Raw genomic sequence first — 22,539 nt, 5'->3', positions numbered from 1 at the left:
GTTCCGTCCGGCGGATCAGGCGGCTCCCCGCGCTTCCGGCACGATCCGCCGGTCACAGCCCCAGCCCCGCGCCAGCCACAGGTCGGGTCCGAACACCTCGTAGTGGATGTCGGCCGGAGCCACGCCCCTGCCGGTCAGCTGGGTGCGTACCGCGCGCATGAAGGGCAGCGGGCCGCACAGGTACGCGCGCGTGCCGGGCGGTGAGATGCAAATTAAGGTGGCGTGGCGTCGCTCATGTGGGAAGCGGACCGGCCATTACGGATGTCGCCGCGAGCAGGCAAGATGGGCTGAAGAGCAGTACACCTGCCGTATGTGAGGCGTTCAGGCCGAGGACGCTCCGACGATCAAGGTCCGCAACGCGCATGAAATGGTGTTGTGGTGGGATGCTCAGGTGCCCGACCGCCTCCCGTGGCACGGGGGCACAGGCGGCCTGACCAGCAAGGATGGGGAAGCGGAAGATGGACAAGCAGCAGGAGTTCGTGCTCCGGACGTTGGAGGAGCGCGACATCCGGTTCGTACGCCTGTGGTTCACGGACGTGCTGGGCTTCCTCAAGTCAGTGGCCGTGGCTCCGGCCGAGCTGGAGCAGGCCTTCGACGAGGGCATCGGCTTCGACGGCTCCGCCATCGAGGGCTTCGCCCGGGTCTACGAGTCCGACATGATCGCCAAGCCGGACCCCTCCACCTTCCAGGTCCTGCCGTGGCGCGCGGAGACCCCCGGCACGGCACGCATGTTCTGCGACATCCTCATGCCGGACGGCTCCCCGTCCTTCGCCGACCCGCGCTACGTGCTCAAGCGGGCCCTCGCCCGCACCTCCGACCTGGGCTTCACCTTCTACACCCACCCGGAGATCGAGTTCTTCCTGCTGAAGGACCGCCCGCTGGACGGCTCCCGTCCCACCCCGGCCGACAACTCGGGCTACTTCGACCACACCCCCACCAACGTCGGCATGGACTTCCGCCGCCAGGCGATCACCATGCTGGAGTCGATGGGCATCTCGGTCGAGTTCTCCCACCACGAGGGCGCCCCCGGCCAGCAGGAGATCGACCTCCGCTACGCCGACGCCCTCTCCACGGCGGACAACATCATGACGTTCCGGCTTGTCATGAAGCAGGTGGCGCTGGAGCAGGGCGTCCACGCGACCTTCATGCCGAAGCCTTTCTCCGAGCACCCCGGCTCCGGCATGCACACGCACCTCTCCCTCTTCGAGGGCGACCGCAACGCCTTCTACGAGTCCGGCGCCGAGTACCAGCTGTCCAAGGTCGGCCGCTCCTTCATCGCGGGCCTGCTCAAGCACGCGGCGGAGATCTCCGCGGTCACCAACCAGTGGGTCAACTCCTACAAGCGCATCTGGGGCGGGTCCGAGCGCACGGCCGGCGCCGGCGGCGAGGCACCCTCCTACATCTGCTGGGGCCACAACAACCGCAGCGCCCTCGTCCGCGTCCCCATGTACAAGCCAGGCAAGACCGGCTCCGCCCGCGTGGAGGTCCGCTCCCTGGACTCCGGCGCCAACCCCTACCTGGCATACGCGCTGCTGCTGGCCGCCGGCCTCAAGGGCATCGAGGAGGGCTACGAACTCCCGCCCGGCGCCGAGGACGACGTCTGGGCCCTTTCCAACGCCGAGCGCCGTGCCATGGGCATCGAACCCCTCCCGCAGAACCTCGGCGAGGCCCTGGCCCTCATGGAGGGCAGCGACCTGGTCGCCGAGACCCTGGGCGAGCACGTCTTCGACTTCTTCCTGCGCAACAAGAAGTCGGAGTGGGAGGAGTACCGCAGCGAGGTGACCGCGTTCGAGCTGCGGAAGAACCTGCCGGTGCTGTAACGGCAGGTCAGGTGAGTGCACGGCCGAATCGATTCCCTGGGGTCGGCGGTTATGGACCGTCGACCCCAGGGTGTGTCACTGTCACTGGGCCGTTTCTGGGCCGTCGGGCCATGGAGCGAGCGTCCTGAGACTGCGGGTCCACCTGCTTCATTCGCGTGACGGGCCGTGATGCGGCTTGCCACCCCGAGCATGTGCTGCTCGTGCACCGAGCGTTTTCAGCGTTGCCCCTCCAGGGTGAGGACAGCTGTGGTGATGACGGTCATGCGGTTGGGACTGATGCGGGATCTTCGGAAGATCTGCCAGGACTTCAGCCGTGCCATGCCGCGTTCGACCGGTGCCCGGGTTACGGCCAGGGCTCGGTTGACGGTGCGCTGGGTGAGGGTGAGCTCGCCGCCCGGTGGCCGTTTGAGTCCGGTGGTGACCCAGGAGTCGGCACCCGTGTAGGCATGGTCGGCGAGGACGGGGACACCCTGGCGTTCGCAGATACGGATCATCCGGTGGGTACGGGCCGCGGTCAGGTCATGAGTGCGGACCGGCAGGGCGGGCGGATCCACAGCAGCTCGCCGGCCGGATCGGTGAGGACCCGGACGTTCACGCCGTGCCGGCGGTGCTTGGCCGAGTAGTCCGCCCGGCCGTCGCCGGCGCGGTCGCACTCGGCGAGGGTCCCGTCCAGCAGGACGAAGTCCGGATCATGCTCGCGCAGCGTCTTGAGCAGGCCAGGGGCTCGTTCGGCGAGCAGGCCGGCCCCGCTGGTGACGTACGCGTGGACGGTACCGACGGATATCCCCAACCCGGCCACGATCCGGGCGAGGGTGTCGTGGGGGCGCAGGTACACCAGAGCGACAAGCGCACGCTGGTGCGGCGGGAGCTTGCAGCGGCGGTCACCCTCGCGGGTGACGATGAGCATGGTGACCCACTCGACCAGGGAGTCTGGGAGGTCGAGTGCGGCAGGACAGGGAATCAACAGAGCTCCTGTGCCGGTGGGTTGAGACGTCGACACCTCCCTCAACGGCACGGGGGTTTTGTGCGTTGCGGCCCTCACCTCGACCTGACCGGCATCACCCGATCAGTGGCCACGCTGCAAACGCTCAGTGCTTCCGTTCGCTCGTCGAGCCGGCGCGGTTCGCATCCTGTCGGGGCGCGGGACGAGCGGCGAGGCCCCCACCTGTCTTGGTAGGGGGTCTCGTCCAGTAGCGGCGCGGGCGGAGTTGCTGCCCTTCGCGGGCTCAACCGCTCTTGTACATCGTGACCGTGAAGCTGACCTTCTTACCGTTGTGGTAGTCGGTGCTGTCCCACACCGAGATGTGAGACCTGTCCTGCATCCGCAGGTGCAGCACCTCATCGGCGTTGCTCCAGTTGTATCCGACGAACTGGAAGTTCGGCTCGGGACTGTCTCCCATTCTCCTGTTTCCCCAGCTGCAGATATGCGACGAGTCGTTCTCGCAGACGGACCAGGCCCTGGCGTACAGGTGGCAGTCCTCTCCCTGCCATACGTCGATACGCTTCAGCCTCGCGTCGGACGAGCGCCACGTTCCGTTGAACCGGCTGGCGGAGCACGAGGCGGCTGCTTCTTTCGTCGAGGTGACGGTGAGCACCACCGAGAGGGAGAGCGTCAGGGCGGCCGTCAAGAGCACGGCCATGATCTGGTGTAGTGGAATGCGGGCAGAAGAGACCTGTGTCATCGTGAACCTCCGATAGCGGGTCGCGGCGCGGGGTATCCCGTCGTCGCACGACGCGTCGTCCCCCTCCTTCGGCTGAACGCCACCCGTTCGGGCCCGGATCATTTAGCCCTTTACCCCCTGCCTCTTCCAGAGCAGCACTCCGCAATTCTGATCGCAAGTCGGCAGGATTTTACATTTCGCGCACGATTCATCAATGAGCTTCTTCAGCCTTGACGCTCCAGGGTGAGGATGGCTTTGGCGATTGACGTCATGCGATTCGGACTGCATCGGGACCTGCGGAAGATCCGCCAGGATTTCAAGCGGGCGACGCCGCGTTCGACCGGCGCCCGTGCCGCGGCCAGGGCCCGGTTGACGGTCTTCTGGGTGGGGGTGAGTTCCTGCAGGGGCCTGCGCTTGATGCCCGTGGTCAGCCAGGGGGCCGCCGCCCTGGTAGGCGAGACCGGCCAGGATGGGAACGCCCTGGCGCTCGCAGATGCGGATGATCCGGTGGGTGCGGGCGGCGGTCAGGTCGTGGGCGCGGCCCGGCAGCGTATCTGTCGCAGGCGAACCTGCCGGCAAAATGATGTACCCGCTCGCCGCGAACTGGCCGCCGCCGATGCCCCTCACCGGGTGCCGGTGGCGGTGAGGGCCGGGTGCTCGGGCTGGCCCGCCAGCCCTACTACCGAGGGCCGGCCCGGCCTGCCACCGACGCCGAACTGACCATAACGATCCCGGAACAGCCATCCTCACACCCCCACGTCGGTGGTCGTGGTTGGGCCGTCTGTGGGCCGTCGAAGGGTGGCCCAGAGCAGCCGACAATGACCAATGACGACCCGCTTGACCACAGCCAAAGCTGCGCCAACGTTGACCGCACGAGGTCGGGTTGGGCTGCCGTCACTTCCTGCGCAACAAGAAGTCGGAGTGGGGGGAGTACCGCTCGGAGGTGACGGCGTTCGAGTTGCGGAAGAATCTGCCGGTGCTGTAGGCGCAGGCGTGCGTGGGGCCGGTGGGTGTGGATCGCCAGTCCCGGGGCTGGGCGGTCAGCCGATGGGCCGGCCGGTCAGTGGATCGGCTGGCCGACGGCCAGGAGGTTGCCCTCGCTGTCCCGGAACCAGGCGCCGCGCTCACCCCGTGCGCCCTTGCTCGGGTAGTTCCCTTCGACCTCGGCGATTGCGTCCCGGGTGTGCAAGCCGGGCACGTCGACCTCCTCGAAGTTCACCCCGCGCCGCCTCAGTTCCGAGACGACCGCCTCGATGTCCGCCACCTCCCAGGCCATCTGCGTGAACGTCCCGGGAGAGGCGCCCGTCGACCGGAACAGGACGAAGTCCACGCCCCCGCATCGGTAGAGCAGCCCGCCGGGGCGTTCGTCGACGGGCTCCAGGCCGAGCCGCTCGGAGTAGAAGTGGCGCGCCCGGTCCAGATCCTGGGCGGGCAGTCTGGTGGCCACCCGGCCTCGGGCCAGAAGGTTCCTGTCGTCCTCGTTCATGTCCCTACTGTGACGCGCCCGACGCTCCGTTCACCGCAGATACGCGGGCGACACCGCCGCCTTGCTGATCCGCCGCGGCTTGCCCGACCCGTCCGCCGGGACCTCGTACAGGTCCGCGCCGTAGTCCCCGGGCAGGGCGTAGACGACCGTACGGGCGTCCTTCCACACCGCCTGGTCGTCGACGCTTCTCGGCTCGGCCAGCGGGGTCTCGCGCATCGTGCGCAGGTCGAGGACGTACAGGTGCCACGGGGCGTCCTTGGGCAGGCCCTTGACGCGCTTCTTGTACGCGACGCGCGTGCCGTCGGGGGAGAGGGACGGGCACTCCACGTCGGTGTGCAGGGTGGTGACCGTGCGCCTGAGCAGGTCGCCCCGGATCAGGTAGGTGCTCCCCCTGGTCGCCAGCGTGGCGTAGAACGTGCGGTCGTCGCTCGCGAACGTCACGCCCCAGAAGTTGACGTCCGCCGCGTGGTAGGGGCGACCGTCCTTGATGATCCGGAAGGCCTCAAGGGTCGGGATCAGCTCGCCGGTGCGGGTGTCCGCGATCGCCGTGCGCGTGGAGAAGTTCGTCCCGGCGTACGAGTCACCGCCCACGAACGCCGTCCAGGCGGCGAAGTGCCCGGTGGGGGAGACCCGGGCGCGGGAGGGGATGCCCGGGACGTCGTACCGGTGGCGGGTGTGGAGGCGGGTGTCCAGGACCAGGGCGCGGTAGGTGTCGGAGACCGGGCCGTGCACCGCCTGCAGGCACACGCCGGTGCCCGAAGCGGCGTAGAACCTGAGGCACTTGACGCCGGAGGCCGTACGCGGGCCCGCCGGGTCGGACGCCGGGACCGTGGTCAGCTCGTCGCGGTGCGGGCCCCAGGCCATGTTGCGGAACACCATGCGGCCCTGGCCGGTCAGGGTCACCGTGCCCGACGTGATCTTCGGGCCGCCCGCCTGCGGGTGGTTGCGGCGGTCCGCGCGCGCCGACGCGTGCAGGACGGACGCCAGCCCGACCGCCGCCAGGACGGCGACGGCCGAGAGCAGGATCAGGATCCGGGTGCGTACGGTCATGCGGGGACGGTGCCTTTCGGGCGCAGGGTCAGGGAGAACGCGGCACAGGCCGCCAGGGCCACCGCCGCCCCCGTCAGCGCCGCCCGGTCGCCCCACACCGTCCAGGCGGCGCCGAACAGCAGTGAGCAGGCGAACCGGGCCAGGGCCTGTCCGGTCTGTACGACGGCGAGGCCTGACGAGCGCAGTGCCTCCGGTACGCCCTCGGAGGCCGCCGCCATCAGCACGCCGTCGGTGGCCGCGTAGAAACCGCCGTGCAGGGCCAGGACGACGTACGGCAGGGCCGTCCCGTGCCAGGAGGTGAGCAGGAGCGCGTACGCGAGGAGCAGGGCTCCGTGACCGGCCAGGAAGACGGCCCACCGGCCCACCCGGTCCGCGAGCCGGCCGAGCGGCACCGCAAGCAGCAGGAATGCGGCCGCCGTGCCCAGCGGCAGCAGCGCGAACCAGCGGTCGGGAACGCCCAGGCGGCGCTGCAGCAGCAGGTAGACGAAGGAGTCGCTGACCGTGGCCAGGCCCAGCAGCAAGGCGCAGACGGTGATCCGGCGCAGGTCGCGGCGGCGCAGCAGGCCCACCGCGGCGCGCAGGGTGGGGCGCGCACCGTCCTCGGCCCGCTGGTGCCGGCCGCCCGGTACGAACAGCACCAGGATCAGCACCCCGAACACCGCCACGCAGAAGCTGACCGTGAACACCGCGTCGTAACCGTCCACCGTGGCGCGCAGGATGAGAAACGCCACCAGCGGGCCGAACAGGGCGCCCGCGGTGTCCATCGCGCGGTGCACCCCGAAGGCACGGCCCCGGGTCCCCGGCGTGCTGGACAGGGAGATCAGCGCATCACGCGGGGCCGTGCGCAGCCCCTTGCCGGTGCGGTCGGCGGCCAGGACCAGGCCGATGGGCGTGAGCGAGTGCGCCATCAGCAGCAGCGGCTTGCACAGCGCCGAGACGCCGTAGCCGAGTCCGGCCACCCACTTGTGCCGCCCGCCGCCCCGGTCCGCCAGGTGGCCGCCCACCAGCCGGACGAGCGCGGAGAAACCGTTGTAGATCCCGTCGAGCAGCCCGAAGCCGAGCGGGGACAGACCGAGCCCCGTCACCAGGTACAGCGGCAGCATCGCCGTCACCATCTCGGACGACACGTCGGTGACCAGGCTGACGGTTCCGAGGGCGAGCACGGTCGGGGCGATCGCGGCGCGGCGCCGCCCGGCCCGGGGCCGGACGGCACCGTCCGCGGACGCCCGCGCGTCAGGCGTGCTCGCGCGGCTGTCCGCTACGTACACGTCAGGACGCCCAGATGCCGGTGATGTCCTTGGCGGAGGCCGCGTTCCCCGCGTGTGCGGTCAGACCCTGGGTGTCCTCCAGGGTGCGCAGCAGGTCGTAGTGGTCGTACGTCGTGGCGGACGACGACCCGGCCGTCACCGGCTGTCCGTACAGGACGGTCGGGATGCGGTTGCCGCTGAGCCGGTTGTCCTCGTCGAAGGTGACGACGAGCAGGCTGTGGTGGGTCTTGGCCCAGGTGGCGTAGGCACCGAGGTTGTTCTTCAGCCAGGTGTCACCGGTCGACACCGAGCAGTCGTGCATGTCGCTGCACAGGTTCGGGACCACGAAGGACATCTGAGGCAGCGTCGAGTAGTCCGTGGGGAACTGCGCGAAGGTCTTGGCACTCGACGTCGGCACGTTGCTGAAGCCGAACCACGGGTTGTGCTTGCGCGCGTAGGTGCCGCTGCTGCAGGTGGTGGAGCCCTGACTCGGCAGCGTCTCGTTGTAGCTGGCCCAGCTGCGTCCGGCGGCGATCTGCTCGGAGGCCAGGTTCGGCGCCGAGGAGAAGCCGGGCGTGTAACAGCTGTCGTCGGTGATGCCCTGCGTCGATCCGGAGAACAGGGCGAAGTAGTTCGGCTGGCTCGGGTGGGTGATGGCGTAGGACTGGGTGAGGTTGGCGCCGCCGGACTTGAGCGAGTTGATGTACGGGGCGCTCGAGGAGCCGATGACCTGGCTGTAGGCGTGGTTCTCGAAGACCACGACGACCACGTGGTCCGGGCTGGGGACGGCGCCTGCGGCGTGGGCGGACTCACTGCCGAGCCCGGTCCACACACCGACCGCGGCCGCGGCGAAGGCCGCCGCGGACGCCACGACGGTGCGGGCACGGCGGAACACGGAACTGCCGGACACATCAACCTCCGGGAGGAAGGGCGGGGCTGGCGGTGCGGACAGAGCATGCTCACGCCAACATTCCCTCGGCCCACGTAAGCCAACCTCTCGGGTGAAGACCGGATGAACGGCGGGTACCAGCGCCCCATGACACGGATCCTCGTGGGCACTTGTGGCTGGACCGACCCCGCGCTGCTCAGGAGCGGCTGGTACCCACCGGGCCACCGCGACCCCGACAGGCGCCTGCGGCACTACGCGGCCCGCTTCCCCGTGGTCGAGGCGGACTCTCCCTACTACGCCCTCCCGGCCCCCCGCACCACCCGGCTCTGGGCGGAGCGCACCCCGGCGGAATTCCGCTTCGACGTCAAGGCGTTCTCCCTGCTCACCGGTCACCCCACCCGCCCGTCCGCCCTGCCCGCGGACCTGCGCGGACACCGCCGGGACGAGGGCCTGCTGACCGAGGCCTGGACCCGCTACGCGGAAGCGCTCGCGCCCCTGCGCAGCTCCGGCCGCCTGGGCACCCTCCTCTTCCAGTACCCGCCCTCCCTCACCCCCGGCCCGGACGCGGAGGCCTTCATCCGCACCGCCCGCGAACGTGCCCGCGACTGGCCGTTCGCCGTGGAGTTCCGCCACCCCGCCTGGTGGCGGACCGACCGTACGACCGCCTTCCTCAAGGACCTGGACGCCACCGCCGTAGCGGTGGACACCCCCCAGGGCCTGTCCACCTCGCTCCCCCCGGTCACCTTCGCGACCACCCCCCACCTGGCCCTCGTCCGGTTACACGGACGCAGCCCCCACTGGGGCACGGGCTCCAAGGAGGACCGCTTCCGCCACAGCTACACCACCGCGGAACTCACGGAGTGGCTGCCGCGCATCCGGGCCCTGGCAGAGACCGCCGAAGAGGTCCACGTCCTCTTCAACAACTGCTGCGGCGACGCGGCGGCAAGGGCGGCCGGCACCATGCAGGACCTCCTGACGACAAGCCTGCCGCCCCAGCGGAAGCCCGAAGAAACACACAGCCGACCAGTCACCTGAGCCCGCACCCCGCACCCGCGCCGGCCGGCACGACCCCGCGCCCGCCGACACGGTCCCGCACCCGCGCACGGCGGGCAGGGGACGTGCCGGGTGGTGTCCGCCCGCAGCGGCCGGCGAAAACTCGTTTGGCGACGCAACGAACAGGGCGCCGGACCGAGGACGGACACCACCCGGCGCGGCACCGACCCACCGACCACGGCAGGCGCGCCCCAAGCCACGACGCACCTGCACGGGCCGCCGCAGGCGAAGACCGCACCCGCACCAGCCGGAGTCCGCATCCGGGGCGCACCCGGAGACCGCACCAGCCGGAGTCCGCATCCGGAGTGCACCCGGAGCCCGCACTAGCCGGAGCCCGCATCCGGGGCGCACCCGGAGACCGCACCTGCACGGGCCGCCGCAGGCGAAGACCGCACCCGCACGCACCCGGAGCCCGCACCGGCACGCACCCGGAGCCCGCACCCGCACGCACCCGGAGCCCGCACCCGGAGCCCGCACCCGCCCCCAGCCGGAGACCGCCCGCCCGCACCCGGACACCCCCCAGCCAGAACCGCAGCGCACCCCGAGAGCCACCCCGAAGCCCCCCGCCCGCAATCCGGTTAGGCTCGGGCCAGGACGACCTTGATCCGAGACAACAAGGGGAGGCCAAGGATGACGCCGGGGCGCAGAAGCAGCACATTCACCCGCCTGCTCCGACACGGCTTCACCGACCCCTCAGCCGCCGAGCGCCTCCTCGACAGCACCGAGCTGGCCCCCGTCCGAGACGACCCGGTCCTCCTGGAGGCCCTGGGCGCCACCGCCGACCCCGACCTGGCCCTGCACGGCCTGGTACGGCTCCTGGAGGCCCAGCCCGGCCCCACCGCCCACCGCGAACTGCTGGACACCCTGACAGCGGCCAAGCCGCTGCGCGACCGCCTCCTCGGCGTCCTCGGTGCCTCCGCCGCCCTGGCCGACCACCTCGCCCGCCACCCGAGCGACTGGCAGGCCCTGGTCACCTACGAGCCCCGCGACCTCCACCGTGGAGTGGAGGAGTTCGAACGGGGCCTGGCCGAGGCCACCGACCCCGTCTCCCTCCGCGTGGCCTACCGCCGCTGCCTCCTGTCCATCGCCGCCCGGGACGTCTGCGGCACCATCGACGTCGCCGAGACCGCCGCCGAACTTGCCGACCTCGCCACCGCCACGCTCCGCGCCGCCCTGGCCATAGCGGCGGCCGCCGCCCCCGCGGACGCCGCCGCCTGCCGCCTCGCGGTGATCGCGATGGGCAAGTGCGGCGGCCACGAGCTGAACTACGTCTCCGACGTGGACGTGATCTTCGTGGCGGAGGCGGCCGAGGGCGCCGACGAGGGCAAGGCCCTCAAGTCCGCCACCAAACTGGCCTCGCACATGATGCGGATCTGCTCCGAGTCCACGATCGAGGGCTCGATCTGGCCGGTGGACGCCAACCTCCGCCCCGAGGGCCGCAACGGCCCCCTCGTCCGCACCCTCAGCAGCCACCTCGCCTACTACCAGCGCTGGGCCAAGACCTGGGAGTTCCAGGCTCTGCTCAAGGCCCGCCCGGTGGCCGGCGACGCGGACCTCGGCCGGGCCTACGTCGAGGCGCTCGAACCCCTCGTCTGGAAGGCCGCCGAACGCGAGAACTTCGTGGCGGACGTGCAGAAGATGCGCCGCCGCGTGGTCGAGAACATCCCCGCAGCCGAGATCGAACGCGAACTGAAACTCGGCCCCGGCGGCCTGCGCGACGTCGAATTCGCCGTGCAGCTCCTGCAGTTGGTGCACGGCCGCACCGACCCGTCGCTGCGCAGCGGCAGCACCCTGGGCGCCCTTCAGGCCCTTGCCGCCGGAGGCTATGTGGGCCGTGAGGACGGCGCCCGCCTCGACGAGGCCTACCGCTTCCTGCGGTCCATGGAGCACCGCATCCAGCTCTACCGCCTGCGCCGCACCCACCTCGTCCCCGAGGCCGAGGCAGACCAGCGGCGTCTCGGCCGCTCCCTGGGCCTGCGCGCCGACCCGGTGGCCGAACTGAACCGCGAATGGAAGCGGCACACCGGGGTCGTACGACGGCTGCACGAGAAGCTGTTCTACCGCCCGCTGCTCGACGCGGTCGCCCAACTCGCCCCCGGCGAGGCCCGGCTGAGCCCCGAGGCGGCCCGTGAGCGCCTGGTCGCCCTCGGCTACGCCGACCCGGCGGCCGCCCTGCGCCACCTGGAAGCGCTCGCCTCCGGCGTCACCCGCAAGGCGGCCATCCAGCGGACCCTGCTGCCCGTCCTCCTCGGCTGGTTCGCCGACTCCGCCGACCCGGACGCGGGCCTGCTCAACTTCCGCAAGGTCTCCGACGCCCTCGGCAAGACCCCCTGGTACCTCCGGCTCCTCAGGGACGAGGGCGCGGCCGCCGAGAACCTGGCCCGCGTCCTGTCGGCGGGCCGCCTCGCCCCCGACCTGCTCATGCGCGCCCCCGAGGCCGTGGCGCTGCTGGGCGACGGCGACGGCGGCGGCCTGGAGCCGCGCGAGCGCGCCCCTCTGGAGCAGGAGATCCTCGCCGCCGCCGGCCGTGCCGAGAACGCCGAGCAGGGCGTCACCGCGGCCCGTGGCGTGCGCCGCCGGGAGCTGTTCCGTACGGCCGCAGCCGACATCGTCGGCTCCTACGGCACCGAGACCAGCCCCGCCGAGGCCGACCAGGGCGCCCTGGTGGACCGGGTCGGCGCCGCGGTGTCCGACCTGACCGCGGCCACCCTCGCCGGCGCCCTGCGGGCCGTCGTCCGGGACGGCTGGGGCGACACCCTGCCCACCCGGTTCGCGATCATCGGGATGGGCCGCTTCGGCGGCCACGAGCTGGGCTACGGCTCCGACGCCGACGTCTTGTTCGTGCACGAACCGCGGGACGGCGTGGCCGAGCAGGAGGCAGCGGCGGCCGCCAACAAGGTCGTGGCCGAGATGCACCGCCTGCTGCAGCTGCCGAGCGCCGACCCGCCGCTGCTCATCGACGCCGACCTGCGTCCCGAGGGCAAGTCCGGGCCGCTGGTGCGCACCCTGAAGTCGTACGAGGCGTACTACCGCCGCTGGTCCCTGGTCTGGGAGTCGCAGGCGCTGCTGCGGTCCGAGCCGGTCGCGGGGGACGAGGACCTGGCCCGCCGCTTCACCGAGCTGATCGACCCGCTGCGCTACCCGCAGCGGGGCCTGGACGAGGAGGCGGTCCGTGAGATCCGCCGGCTCAAGGCCCGGATGGAGTCCGAGCGCCTGCCGCGCGGCGCCGACCCCCGACTGCACACCAAGCTCGGGCCCGGCGGCCTGTCCGACGTCGAGTGGACCGTCCAGCTGCTCCAGATGCGGCACGCCCGGCGCGAGCCCGGCCTGCGCACCACCCGCACCCGGGAGGCCCTGGCCGCCGCCCGCGAGGCCGGGCTGCTCTCCGCCGAGGACACGGCCGTGCTGGACGAGGCCTGGGTGCTGGCCACCCGGGTGCGCAACGCGGTCATGCTGGTCCGCGGCCGCGCCGGGGACACCTTCCCCACCGAGCCCCGCGAGCTGTCCGCGGTCGGCCGCTACCTGGGCTACGGCGCCGGGCACGCCGGGGACATGCTGGACGCCTACCGCCGCACCACCCGGAGGGCGCGCGCGGTCGTCGAGGAGCTGTTCTACGCCGACGGGACCTGAACGGGCCCGGCCGCCGGGGCCGGCACCAGCCTCGGCAGGGCGTGGGGCAGGCTGCCGTACCAGAGGCGGGCCACCGTGAACCCGAAGGTCAGGCAGAGGACCCCGCCCACCGCGTCCAGCCAGAAGTGGTTGGCCGTGGCAACGATCACCACGAGGGTCGCCGCCGGGTAGAGCAGACCCAGCACCCGCACCCACGGCGCGGACGCCAGTGCGAAGATCGTCAGGCCGCACCACAGCGACCAGCCGATGTGCATCGAGGGCATCGCCGCGTACTGGTTCGACATGTGCTTCAGGTCGCCGGAGGCCATCGAGCCCCAGGTGTGGTGCACCATGACCGTGTCCACGAAGTGGCCGCCGTTCATCAGCCGGGGCGGAGCCAGCGGGAACAGGTAGTAACCGACCAGGGCCACGCCCGTGGTCGCGAACAGCACCAGCCGGCTCGCCGCATAGCGGCCGGGATGCCAGCGGTAGAGCCACACCAGGACACCCAGCGTGATCACGAAGTGCAGGGTGGCGTAGTAATAGTTCATGCCGACGATCAGCCAGGACGCCGCGTTCACGGCGTGGTTGACCGACCCCTCGACGGCGACGCCCAGCCGGTGCTCGAGGCGCCAGACCCACTCGGCGTTGCGCAGCGCCTGCGCCTTCTGCTCCGGGACGGCGTTGCGGATGAGCGAGTACGTCCAGTAACTCGCTGCGATCAACAGGATCTCGAACCACAGCCGGGGCCTGCGCGGGCGGCGTACCCCGGGCAGGAAACCCTGTCTGTTCTCGCCCGTGACGGCCCGCGGAACGGCCACCTCCTCGCGACCTTCCGGCTCTGTCACGGTCGAGTCACTCATAGGCACAGAGTCTGCCAGAAAAGGCTTCTTCGCCAGATCATCCCAAGGGTGGGCCCGCCGTGCACGTCCTACGACACAGCGAGGACATGCACCCCCGATCGTGAACGATCACCTGCGATTGCGGTCACTCCGGTCACCCGGCGCCGAAGCGGTCGAACCGCGCACCACCAGCTCCGGCATGAACACGAACTCGCTGTGCGGCGCGGGCGTCCCGCCGATCTCCTCCAGCAGCGTGCGCACGGCCGCCTGTCCCATCGCCGGGACCGGCTTGCGGACCGTGGTCAGCGGCGGGTCGGTGAACGCGATCAGCGGGGAGTCGTCGAAGCCGACCACCGACACGTCCGTGGGCACCTCCAGGCCCAGCTGCCGGGCCGCCCGTATCGCGCCGAGCGCCATCATGTCGCTCGCGCACACCACCGCCGTGCAGTTCCGCTCGATCAGCGCTGTCGCGGCCGCCTGACCGCCCTCCAGGGTGTACAGCGAATGCTGGATCAGCTCGGTCTCGATCGTGCCGGGTGCCAGCCCCAGCTGGTCCTGCATGGCGCGGACGAAGCCGTCGATCTTGCGCTGCACGGGCACGAACCGCTTCGGGCCGAGCGCGAGACCGATCCGGGTGTGGCCCAGTGACACCAGGTGCGTCACCGCCAGGGTCGTCGCCGCCCGGTCGTCGGGGGAGATGAAGGGGGCCTGCACCTTCGGTGAGAACCCGTCCACCAGCACGAACGGCACGCCCTGGGCGCGCAGCCGCTCGTAGCGCTGCATGTCGGCGGTGGTGTCCGCGTGCAGCCCGGAGACGTAGATGATCCCCGCCACCCCGCGGTCCACCAGCATCTCGGTGAGTTCGTCCTCCGTGGACCCGCCGGGGGTCTGGGTGGCGAGCACCGGGGTGTAGCCCTGCCGGGTCAGCGCCTGGCCGATGACCTGGGCGAGGGCCGGGAATATCGGGTTCTCCAGCTCCGGGGTGATCAGGCCCACCAGGCCCTCGCTGCGCTGGCGCAGCCGTACCGGACGCTCGTAGCCGAGCACGTCCAGCGCGGCGAGCACGGACTGGCGGGTGGTGGCGGCGACGCCCGGCTTCCCGTTGAGGACGCGGCTGACGGTCGCTTCGCTCACCCCCGCCTGCGCAGCGATGTCCGCAAGCCGTGTGGTCACGGCACTGGACTGTACCGGCCGCACCTCGCCTTGCACACCGACGGGACGTCGTGCGCGGGCGGCCGAACGCCCCGCCGTGGATTGCTGCGTCATCGCGCTCCTCGTCCTTTTCGGTGTCTGCTCGACGTCCGCTGGGTGTGTGCTGGGCGTCTTGCCCGGGTTCATCCGAAGCCGACGTCTGTTCCGCAAGGGGATGATCCCCGCGGCAGAAGCGAATGGCAAGAACTTGCAGAGTCTTGCACACGCGTCCGTCAACCCGCCCACCGGTGGTGGATCGGGGTTTCGACCCGGGCCGACCCAGGTCACGAAGGGGGTAACCCCCGTGTTCTCTTGCACTTTTTTTCTGCAAGGTCTTTCGCGGCGCTTACATCGCTGTTACGTTCCTGGTCGCCCGGCCGCCGCAACGGCGCAGTCGGCAAGTCGCAGAGGCGTCAGACGGGACCGCCTTCTGCACCACTCGGGCTTTTAACCCTCAAGGAGAACTCATGCGGCGTGGCATAGCGGCCTCCGCGCTGGTGGCGTCCCTCGCCCTGGCGGCGACGGCGTGCGGCGGGAGCGACAGCGGCAGCAAGTCGGACGGCCCGGTCACCATCACCTGGTGGGACACCTCCAACGCGACGAATGAGGCACCGACGTACAAGGCCTTGGTCCAGCAGTTCGAGGCCGCCCACAAGAACATCAAGGTCAAGTACGTCGACGTCCCCTTCGACCAGGCGCAGAACAAGTTCGACACCGCCGCGAGCTCCAAGGGCGCCCCGGACGTCCTGCGCTCGGAGGTCGGCTGGACCCCGGCCTTCGCCAAGAAGAGCTACTTCCTGCCGCTGGACGGCACCGAGGCCCTCGCCGACCAGGCCAAGTTCCAGCCGAACCTGATCAAGCAGGCCCAGTACGAGGGCAAGACCTACGGCGCGCCGCTGGTCACCGACACCCTCGCCCTGGTGTACAACAAATCCCTGTTCAAGAAGGCCGGCATCACCGAAGCCCCCAAGACCTGGGACGAGCTGAAGTCCGACGCCGCCAAGATCAAGGCCAAGACCAAGGTCGACGGCTACTGGGGCTCCACCCAGGCCTACTACGCCCAGTCCTTCCTCTACGGCGAGGGCACCGACACCGTCGACGTCGCCGCCAAGAAGGTCACCGTGAACTCGGCCGCCGCCAAGACGGCCTACGGCACCTGGCTGAGCACGTTCTCCGGCAAGGGCCTGCACAAGGCCGACACCACGGCCGACGCCTACGCCCACATCCAGGACGCGTTCGTCAACGGCAAGGTCGCCGCGATCATCCAGGGCCCCTGGGAGATCACGAACTTCTACAAGGGTTCGGCCTTCAGCGACAAGTCCAACCTCGGCATCGCCACCGTCCCGGCCGGCTCCTCCGGCAAGGCGGGTGCCCCGACCGGCGGTCACAACCTCTCGGTCTACGCCGGCTCCGACAAGGCCCACCAGGCCGCGGCGCTGAAGTTCGTGAAGTTCATGACCTCGGCGAAGTCCCAGGAGACCATCGCCCTGAAGAACTCCACGCTGCCCACCCGCTCCGACGCCTACACCGCCCAGGTCAAGGCCGACCCCGGCATCGCCGGCTACCAGGGCGTGCTGGCCGCCGCGCAGCCCCGCCCGGCGCTGCCCGAGTACAGCTCCCTGTGGGGTCCGCTGGACACCGAGCTGCCGAAGATCGCCGGTGGCAAGGAGTCGCTGGACAAGGGTCTGAGCAACGCCGAGCTGGCGATCGCCAAGCTGGTGCCCGACTTCAGCAAGTGAGCCCGCGTGGCCGTCGGATCCTCCCTTCAAGGTGGGGAAGGATCCGGCGGCCACCGCCCTGTGCCCAGCCCAAACCTGAACTCTCAAAAGGTGTCGAACCATGACAGTCGCCATCGACCGCGCGACCGGCAAGCGCCGCGGTGACCGCGCGCCTCGGCCCGGGCTGGGGCAGCGCATCAAGAACGGCTACCAGAAATACTGGTACGCCTACGCGATGATCGCCCCCGTGGTCGTCGTGCTCGGTGTGATCGTGGGCTACCCGCTGCTGAGGGGCGTCTACCTGACCCTCACCGACGCCAACAGCCTCAACACGGCGCGCACCATCGGCGTCAACCACATCGCCGCCACGTACAAGTTCATCGGGTTCGACAACTACAAGGACATCCTGTTCGGTCCGTTGTCGTACGACCGGTTCTGGTCCCACTTCCTGTGGACCGTCGTCTGGACGGCCGCCTGTGTGGCCCTGCACTACACCATCGGCCTCGGCCTCGCGCTCATGCTCGACGAGAAGCTGCGCGGCCGCACCGTCTACCGGGTGCTGCTGGTCCTGCCCTGGGCCGTGCCGACCTTCGTCACGGTCTTCTCCTGGCGGATCATGCTCGCCGACTCCGGTGTGCTCAACCAGGTCCTCGGCACGCTCCATCTGCCCGAGCCGCAGTGGCTGGAGGACACCTTCTGGCAGCGGTTCGCCGCGATCATGGTGAACACCTGGTGCGGTGTGCCGTTCATGATGCTCTCGCTGCTCGGCGGCCTGCAGTCCATCGACTCCTCGCTCTACGAGGCGGCCGAGATGGACGGCGCGAGCGCCTGGCAGCGGTTCCGGCACGTCACCCTGCCGGGACTGCGCTCGGTCAGCTCCACCGTGGTGCTGCTCGGCATCATCTGGACCTTCAACCAGTTCGCCATCATCTTCCTGCTGTTCGGCCCCACCGGCGCGCCCGACGCCCAGATCCTCGTCACCTGGGCCTACTACCTGGGCTTCGGACAGCAGCCGCGCGACTTCGCCCAGTCCGCCGCGTACGGCGTGCTGCTGCTGTCGATCATCGCCGTCTTCACCTCCTTCTACTTCCGCTGGCTGAAGCGCAATGACCAGCTCGCCGTCTGACGCCGCAGGAGCCGCCGCCATGAGCACCACGACCCTCGACAAAAAGACACAGGCCGCACCGGCCGCCGTCCCGCAGCCCGGGCGCCGGTCCCGCCGGCGCGGCGAACGCGGCCCGCTCGGCGCCGCCCTCCTGCACGGCGGCCTCGCCGTCGCGAGCCTGGTCGCGCTGGCCCCGGTCGCCTGGCTGATCTTCCTGTCCCTCGGCCCGGACAAGGACGACTACCTGCACCCGGGCAAGATCCTGGGCAAGCTCACCTTCTCCAACTACGGCTTCGTACTGCAGCACACCGCGTTCTTCGACTGGTTCAAGTCGACGATGATCGTGGCCATCGGCACCACCCTGATCGGCGTCTTCGTCGCCGCCACCACCGGCTACGCCGTGTCGCGCATGCGCTTCCCCGGCTACAAGCAGCTGATGTGGGTGCTGCTGCTCACCCAGGCCTTCCCGATCGCCATCCTGATCGTGCCGATGTACGAGATCTTCAGCGAGCTCGACCTCATCGACACCTACTGGTCGCTGATCGTCATCAACTGCACCACGGCCGTGCCGTACAGCGCCTGGCTGCTCAAGGGCTACTTCGACACCATCCCGTTCGAGATCGACGAAGCAGGGCGCGTGGACGGACTCAGCCCCTTCGGCACCTTCTTCCGGCTGATCCTGCCGCTGGCCCGTCCCGGACTGGCCGTGGCCGCCTTCTACAACTTCATCACCGCCGTCGGCGAGGTCGCCTTCGCGACGACCTTCATGCTGGACGACTCGAAGTACACCTTCGCCGTCGGTCTGCAGACCTTCGTCAGCGAGCACGATGCCCAGTGGAACTACATGGCCGCCACCGCGGTGCTGATCGCGATACCCGTGTCCCTGTTCTTCTACCTCGTGCAGAAGAACCTCGTCACCGGCCTCACCGCGGGCGGCACCAAGGGCTGACGCCCGACCGGTGAGAGGGCTCCCGCGCGCCTGTCCGCGCGGGTAGGCGGCCGCGGTGTTCCATCCGACCCCGCTGACACCGCGGCCGCCTCGCACCCCCGGCCGCCCACCCACGCCGCCCATGACCAGAACTCCCTTACGCATCAAGGACGCCATGAGCCAGCAGCACCCTGCAGCCCCGGCCGACGCCTCCGCCGTCGCCACCGTCGCCAAGCGCCGCGACTGGTGGCGGGACGCGGTGATCTACCAGGTCTATCCGCGCAGCTTCGCCGACAGCAACGGCGACGGCATGGGCGATCTGGAGGGCGTACGCTCCCGACTCCCGTACCTGCGCGACCTCGGCGTCGACGCCGTATGGCTCAGCCCCTTCTACGCCTCACCGCAGGCCGACGCCGGCTACGACGTCGCCGACTACCGCGCCGTCGACCCCATGTTCGGCAACCTGCTCGACGCCGACGCGCTGATCCGCGACGCCCACGAGCTGGGCCTGCGCATCATCGTCGACCTGGTGCCCAACCACTCCTCCGACCAGCACGAGTGGTTCAAGCGCGCGCTCGCCGAGGGCCCCGGCTCGCCCCTGCGGGACCGCTACCACTTCCGCCCCGGCAAGGGGAAGAACGGCGAACTCCCGCCGAACGACTGGGAGTCCATCTTCGGCGGCCCGGCCTGGACCAGGGTCACCGAGCCCGACGGCTCGCCCGGTGAGTGGTACCTGCACCTCTTCGCGCCCGAGCAGCCCGACTTCAACTGGGAGCACCCTGCGGTCGGCGACGAGTTCCGCTCGATCCTGCGCTTCTGGCTGGACATGGGCGTCGACGGTTTCCGCATCGACGTGGCCCACGGCCTGGTGAAGGCGCCGGGCCTCCCGGACCTCGGCGCCCACGACCAGCTCAAGCTGCTGGGCAACGATGTCATGCCGTTCTTCGACCAGGACGGCGTGCACGCGATCTACCGCCAGTGGCGCACGATCCTCGACGAATACTCCCCCGAGCTCTCCGAGCAGGGGGGTCCCCCGGAGCGCATCTTCGTCGCCGAGGCCTGGACCCCGACCGTCGAGCGCACCGCCAACTACGTCCGCCCGGACGAGCTGCACCAGGCCTTCAACTTCCAGTACCTGGGCACGGAGTGGGACGCGAAGGAACTCCGGACGGTCATCGACCGCACCCTGGAGGCGATGCGCCCGGTCGGTGCCCCCGCCACCTGGGTGCTGTCCAACCACGACGTCACCCGGCACGCGACCCGCTTCGCCAACCCGCCCGGACTCGGCACCCAGATCCGCACCGCGGGCGACCGCGCGCTGGGCCTGCGGCGCGCCCGTGCCGCCACCCTCCTCATGCTCGCCCTGCCCGGCTCGGCGTACATCTACCAGGGCGAGGAACTCGGCCTCCCGGACGTGGTGGACCTCCCCGACGAGGTGCGCCAGGACCCGGCGTACTTCCGGGGCGCCGGTCAGGACGGCTTCCGCGACGGCTGCCGGGTGCCGATCCCGTGGACCCGCGAGGGCTCCTCGTACGGTTTCGGCAGCGGCGGCAGCTGGCTGCCCCAGCCGGCGGCCTGGGCCGAGCTGAGTGTGGAGGCCCAGACGGGTGCGCCCGGCTCGACGCTGGAGCTGTACCGCGCCGCGCTGAGCGTGCGCCGGTCGCAGCCCGACCTGGGCGCGGGCGACGCGGTCGAGTGGCTGCGGGCCCCGGAGGGCGTCCTCGCCCTGCGGCGCGGGGAGTTCGTGTGCGTCGCCAACACGACGGGTGAGTCGGTGACGATCCCGGCGTACGGCCGTGTCCTGCTCACGAGTGGTGAGGTGACCGAGGCCGACGGCGAGGCGAAGGTGCCGGCCGACACCACCGTCTGGTGGACGACCGCGGTCTGACGGCTCGTCTGAAAGTTCTTGCATCAACTTCACAACGGCCCGCTGCCTTTTCCGGCAGCGGGCCTTTAACATCTGCGTCACCGCAAGTTTGCTGAAACATTGCAGCAAGCGCCTTCAGTGACGAAGGACCCCCACATGGCACGCAGAACCCTCCCCGCGGCACTCGCCCTCGCAGCCGCCCTTTCGGTTGGCATGTACCCGACTACCGCACAGGCCTCCCCGCCCGGTACCAAGGACGTCACCGCCGTCCTCTTCGAGTGGAACTACGCCTCGGTCGCCAGGGAGTGCACCACCGCCCTCGGCCCCGCCGGCTACGGATACGTCCAGGTCTCCCCGCCCGCCGAGCACATACAGGGCGCGCAGTGGTGGACGTCGTACCAGCCGGTGTCGTACAAGATCGCGGGGCGCCTCGGCGACCGTACGGCGTTCCAGAACATGGTGAACACCTGCCACGCGGCGGGGGTGAAGGTCGTGGTCGACACCGTCGTCAACCACATGTCGGCGGGCAGCGGCAGCGGCACCGGCACCGGCGGCTCGTCGTACACGAAGTACGACTACCCCGGCCTGTACTCGATCTACGACTTCGACGACTGCACCGCCCAGGTGTCCAACTACGCGGACCGCTGGAACGTCCAGCACTGCGAACTCGTCGGCCTCGCCGACCTGGACACGGGCGAGGAGTACGTCCGCAAGACCATCGCCGGCTACATGAACGACCTGCTGACCCTCGGCGTCGACGGCTTCCGCATCGACGCGGCCAAGCACATCCCGGCGGGCGACCTGGCCAACATCAAGAGCCGCCTGACCAACCCCTCCGTCTACTGGAAGCAGGAGGTCATCTACGGCGCGAACGAGGCGGTCCAGCCGTCCGAGTACACCGGCAACGGGGACGTCCAGGAGTTCCGGTACGCCTACGACCTCAAGCGCGTCTTCACCAGCGAGAAGCTGGCGTACCTGAGCAACTACGGCGAGGGCTGGGGCTACCTGAGCAACTCGGTGGCCGGCGTCTTCGTCGACAACCACGACACCGAACGCAATGGCAGCACGCTCAATTACAAGGACGGCGCCAACTACACCCTGGCCAACGTCTTCATGCTCGCGTACCCCTACGGCGCCCCGGACATCAACTCGGGCTACGAGTGGTCCGACGCGGACGCCGGTCCGCCCAACGGGGGCAAGGTGAACGCCTGCTGGCAGGACGGGTGGAAGTGCCAGCACGCCTGGCCGGAGATCAGGTCCATGGTCGCCTTCCGCAACGCGACGCGGGGCCAGGCCGTCTCCAACTGGTGGGACAACGGCAACAACGCGATCGCCTTCGGCCGGGGCAGCAAGGGGTATGTGGCGATCAACCACGAGTCCTCGTCCCTGACCCGCACCTACCAGACCTCGCTGCCGGCGGGCACGTACTGCAATGTGCAGAACAGCACGACGGTGACGGTGAACTCCAGCGGGCAGTTCACCGCCACCCTGGGCGCCAACACGGCGCTGGCGATCCATGCGGGGAAGTCGAGCTGCTGAACCGGCGCTGCTTCCGCGTGTCGCTCGTCGTGCAGCCGGACGAACCGCCCGTCGTGGACGGGCGGTTCGTCCCGGACTCCCGGGTCACGTTCCCGGAGCCGCCCTTCTTGAGGTATCCCGGGGCACGCTGCCTGAAGTGTCCTTCTTGGTGTGCTTGTACTCGAACGAGATGCTGACCGGCGGGCTCGCCTCCCCGGACCGGACCGGGCAGCCGGACGAGGACGGCTTCACCGCCTCGGACGTGTCCCGGCCGCCCAGTGCCCCGGGCCGGTCGTGGTAGTTCGCCCGGTCCCACTCGGGGGTGTCGTTGCTGGTGACCGTCGTGCCGTGGTTGCCGGTACCGGTCTGCCGGCCGTGTGGTTGATCACCGCGTCGGTGCAGACGTGCGGCAGTTGCGAAGGGCACGTCAAGGCGGTCGGTGAAAGTTCTTGCTGTGGGTTTCAAGCCTCTTGCTGTAAACCTTTCGTTAGCGATACGGTCGCGCGGGCGCCCGGCATCGATGCCGTGCCGCGGCGTTGGGGTCGGACCCAAGAG

The 22,539-nt window shown here is 70.1% G+C and carries 16 protein-coding genes and 4 pseudogenes; 9 read left to right on the top strand and 11 right to left on the bottom strand.

Going from position 1 to position 22,539, the window contains the following annotated elements; all coding sequences use genetic code 11:
- Positions 1–15 precede the first annotated feature (15 nt).
- Positions 16–198 (bottom strand): annotated as a pseudogene (locus ACFZDC_RS22500) (hypothetical protein); the annotation flags it as partial.
- A gap of 260 nt (positions 199–458) precedes the next feature.
- Here ACFZDC_RS22500 and glnA point away from each other — a divergent pair.
- Complete coding sequence (gene glnA, locus ACFZDC_RS22495) at positions 459–1,820, top strand: type I glutamate--ammonia ligase (protein ID WP_391326372.1); 1,362 nt, start codon at positions 459–461, stop codon at positions 1,818–1,820.
- Between the two features lie 215 nt (positions 1,821–2,035).
- Here glnA and ACFZDC_RS22490 read toward each other — a convergent pair.
- From ACFZDC_RS22490 to ACFZDC_RS22480, 3 genes and pseudogenes are all read right to left on the bottom strand, one after another.
- Positions 2,036–2,784: pseudogene (locus ACFZDC_RS22490) on the bottom strand (transposase family protein).
- A gap of 262 nt (positions 2,785–3,046) precedes the next feature.
- Positions 3,047–3,502 (bottom strand): hypothetical protein, encoded by a 456-nt coding sequence (locus ACFZDC_RS22485; protein WP_391326370.1) that lies wholly within the window; start codon positions 3,500–3,502, stop codon positions 3,047–3,049.
- 203 nt (positions 3,503–3,705) lie between these two features.
- A pseudogene (locus ACFZDC_RS22480) lies at positions 3,706–4,048 on the bottom strand (transposase family protein); the annotation flags it as partial.
- Positions 4,049–4,379: 331 nt separating this feature from the next.
- Between ACFZDC_RS22480 and ACFZDC_RS22475 the strand changes: the two are divergent.
- Positions 4,380–4,466, top strand: a pseudogene (locus tag ACFZDC_RS22475) (glutamine synthetase); the annotation flags it as partial.
- A gap of 75 nt (positions 4,467–4,541) precedes the next feature.
- Here ACFZDC_RS22475 and ACFZDC_RS22470 read toward each other — a convergent pair.
- From ACFZDC_RS22470 to ACFZDC_RS22455, 4 genes are read right to left on the bottom strand one after another with little or no spacing between them, the layout of a single operon-like run.
- Complete coding sequence (locus ACFZDC_RS22470; protein ID WP_391326368.1) at positions 4,542–4,967, bottom strand: VOC family protein; 426 nt, start codon at positions 4,965–4,967, stop codon at positions 4,542–4,544.
- Between the two features lie 30 nt (positions 4,968–4,997).
- A complete protein-coding gene (locus ACFZDC_RS22465; RefSeq protein WP_391326366.1) occupies positions 4,998–6,017 on the bottom strand; it encodes a TolB family protein in 1,020 nt (339 codons plus the stop codon).
- The gene (locus ACFZDC_RS22460; protein WP_391326364.1) at positions 6,014–7,285 is read right to left on the bottom strand and encodes an MFS transporter; all 1,272 of its coding nucleotides are present in this window, start codon (positions 7,283–7,285) and stop codon (positions 6,014–6,016) included. Before ACFZDC_RS22460 ends, ACFZDC_RS22465 begins: the two co-directional genes overlap by 4 nt.
- Position 7,286: 1 nt before the next feature.
- Complete coding sequence (locus tag ACFZDC_RS22455) at positions 7,287–8,174, bottom strand: alkaline phosphatase family protein (RefSeq protein WP_391326363.1); 888 nt, start codon at positions 8,172–8,174, stop codon at positions 7,287–7,289.
- A 126-nt stretch (positions 8,175–8,300) separates the two neighbouring features.
- Between ACFZDC_RS22455 and ACFZDC_RS22450 the strand changes: the two genes are divergently transcribed.
- Together ACFZDC_RS22450 and ACFZDC_RS22445 are read left to right on the top strand one after the other, a co-directional pair.
- On the top strand, positions 8,301–9,188 hold the full coding sequence (locus tag ACFZDC_RS22450) for a DUF72 domain-containing protein (RefSeq protein WP_391326362.1): 888 nt from the start codon (positions 8,301–8,303) through the stop codon (positions 9,186–9,188).
- A gap of 648 nt (positions 9,189–9,836) precedes the next feature.
- Positions 9,837–12,836 carry a bifunctional [glutamine synthetase] adenylyltransferase/[glutamine synthetase]-adenylyl-L-tyrosine phosphorylase gene (locus ACFZDC_RS22445; protein ID WP_391326360.1) on the top strand — a complete coding sequence of 1,000 codons (3,000 nt, stop codon included), beginning with the start codon at positions 9,837–9,839 and terminating at the stop codon, positions 12,834–12,836.
- Here the strand turns inward: ACFZDC_RS22445 and ACFZDC_RS22440 are convergent.
- Together ACFZDC_RS22440 and ACFZDC_RS22435 are read right to left on the bottom strand one after the other, a co-directional pair.
- Positions 12,818–13,678 (bottom strand): phosphatase PAP2 family protein, encoded by an 861-nt coding sequence (locus tag ACFZDC_RS22440; protein ID WP_391326358.1) that lies wholly within the window; start codon positions 13,676–13,678, stop codon positions 12,818–12,820. The two genes, ACFZDC_RS22445 and ACFZDC_RS22440, sit on opposite strands and share 19 nt — an antisense overlap.
- Positions 13,679–13,786: 108 nt before the next feature.
- Entirely contained in the window at positions 13,787–14,830 is a 1,044-nt protein-coding gene (locus ACFZDC_RS22435; RefSeq protein WP_391326356.1) for a substrate-binding domain-containing protein, read from the bottom strand.
- Between the two features lie 485 nt (positions 14,831–15,315).
- On the opposite strand from ACFZDC_RS22435, the gene ACFZDC_RS22430 reads away from it, so the two are divergent.
- From ACFZDC_RS22430 to ACFZDC_RS22410, 5 genes are all read left to right on the top strand, one after another.
- On the top strand, positions 15,316–16,587 hold the full coding sequence (locus tag ACFZDC_RS22430) for an extracellular solute-binding protein (RefSeq protein WP_391326354.1): 1,272 nt from the start codon (positions 15,316–15,318) through the stop codon (positions 16,585–16,587).
- A gap of 100 nt (positions 16,588–16,687) precedes the next feature.
- Positions 16,688–17,692 (top strand): ABC transporter permease subunit, encoded by a 1,005-nt coding sequence (locus ACFZDC_RS22425; RefSeq protein ID WP_391326352.1) that lies wholly within the window; start codon positions 16,688–16,690, stop codon positions 17,690–17,692.
- A 19-nt stretch (positions 17,693–17,711) separates the two neighbouring features.
- Positions 17,712–18,620, top strand: a complete 909-nt coding sequence (locus ACFZDC_RS22420; RefSeq protein WP_391326350.1) for an ABC transporter permease subunit — start codon at positions 17,712–17,714, stop codon at positions 18,618–18,620.
- A gap of 154 nt (positions 18,621–18,774) precedes the next feature.
- Positions 18,775–20,487 carry an alpha-amylase family glycosyl hydrolase gene (locus ACFZDC_RS22415; protein ID WP_391326541.1) on the top strand — a complete coding sequence of 571 codons (1,713 nt, stop codon included), beginning with the start codon at positions 18,775–18,777 and terminating at the stop codon, positions 20,485–20,487.
- Positions 20,488–20,622: 135 nt separating this feature from the next.
- The gene (locus ACFZDC_RS22410) at positions 20,623–22,005 is read left to right on the top strand and encodes an alpha-amylase family glycosyl hydrolase (RefSeq protein ID WP_391326349.1); all 1,383 of its coding nucleotides are present in this window, start codon (positions 20,623–20,625) and stop codon (positions 22,003–22,005) included.
- Positions 22,006–22,089: 84 nt separating this feature from the next.
- On the opposite strand, the gene ACFZDC_RS22405 is transcribed toward ACFZDC_RS22410, so the two are convergent.
- The gene (locus ACFZDC_RS22405) at positions 22,090–22,410 is read right to left on the bottom strand and encodes a hypothetical protein (RefSeq protein WP_391326347.1); all 321 of its coding nucleotides are present in this window, start codon (positions 22,408–22,410) and stop codon (positions 22,090–22,092) included.
- Between the last annotated feature and the right edge of the window lie 129 nt (positions 22,411–22,539).

This window comes from Streptomyces sp. NPDC007905 (assembly GCF_042959345.1).
Classification (GTDB): domain Bacteria; phylum Actinomycetota; class Actinomycetes; order Streptomycetales; family Streptomycetaceae; genus Streptomyces.
The sequence above is the reverse complement of the archived record's forward strand: the minus strand, read 5'-3'. Positions and strand labels throughout refer to the sequence as shown.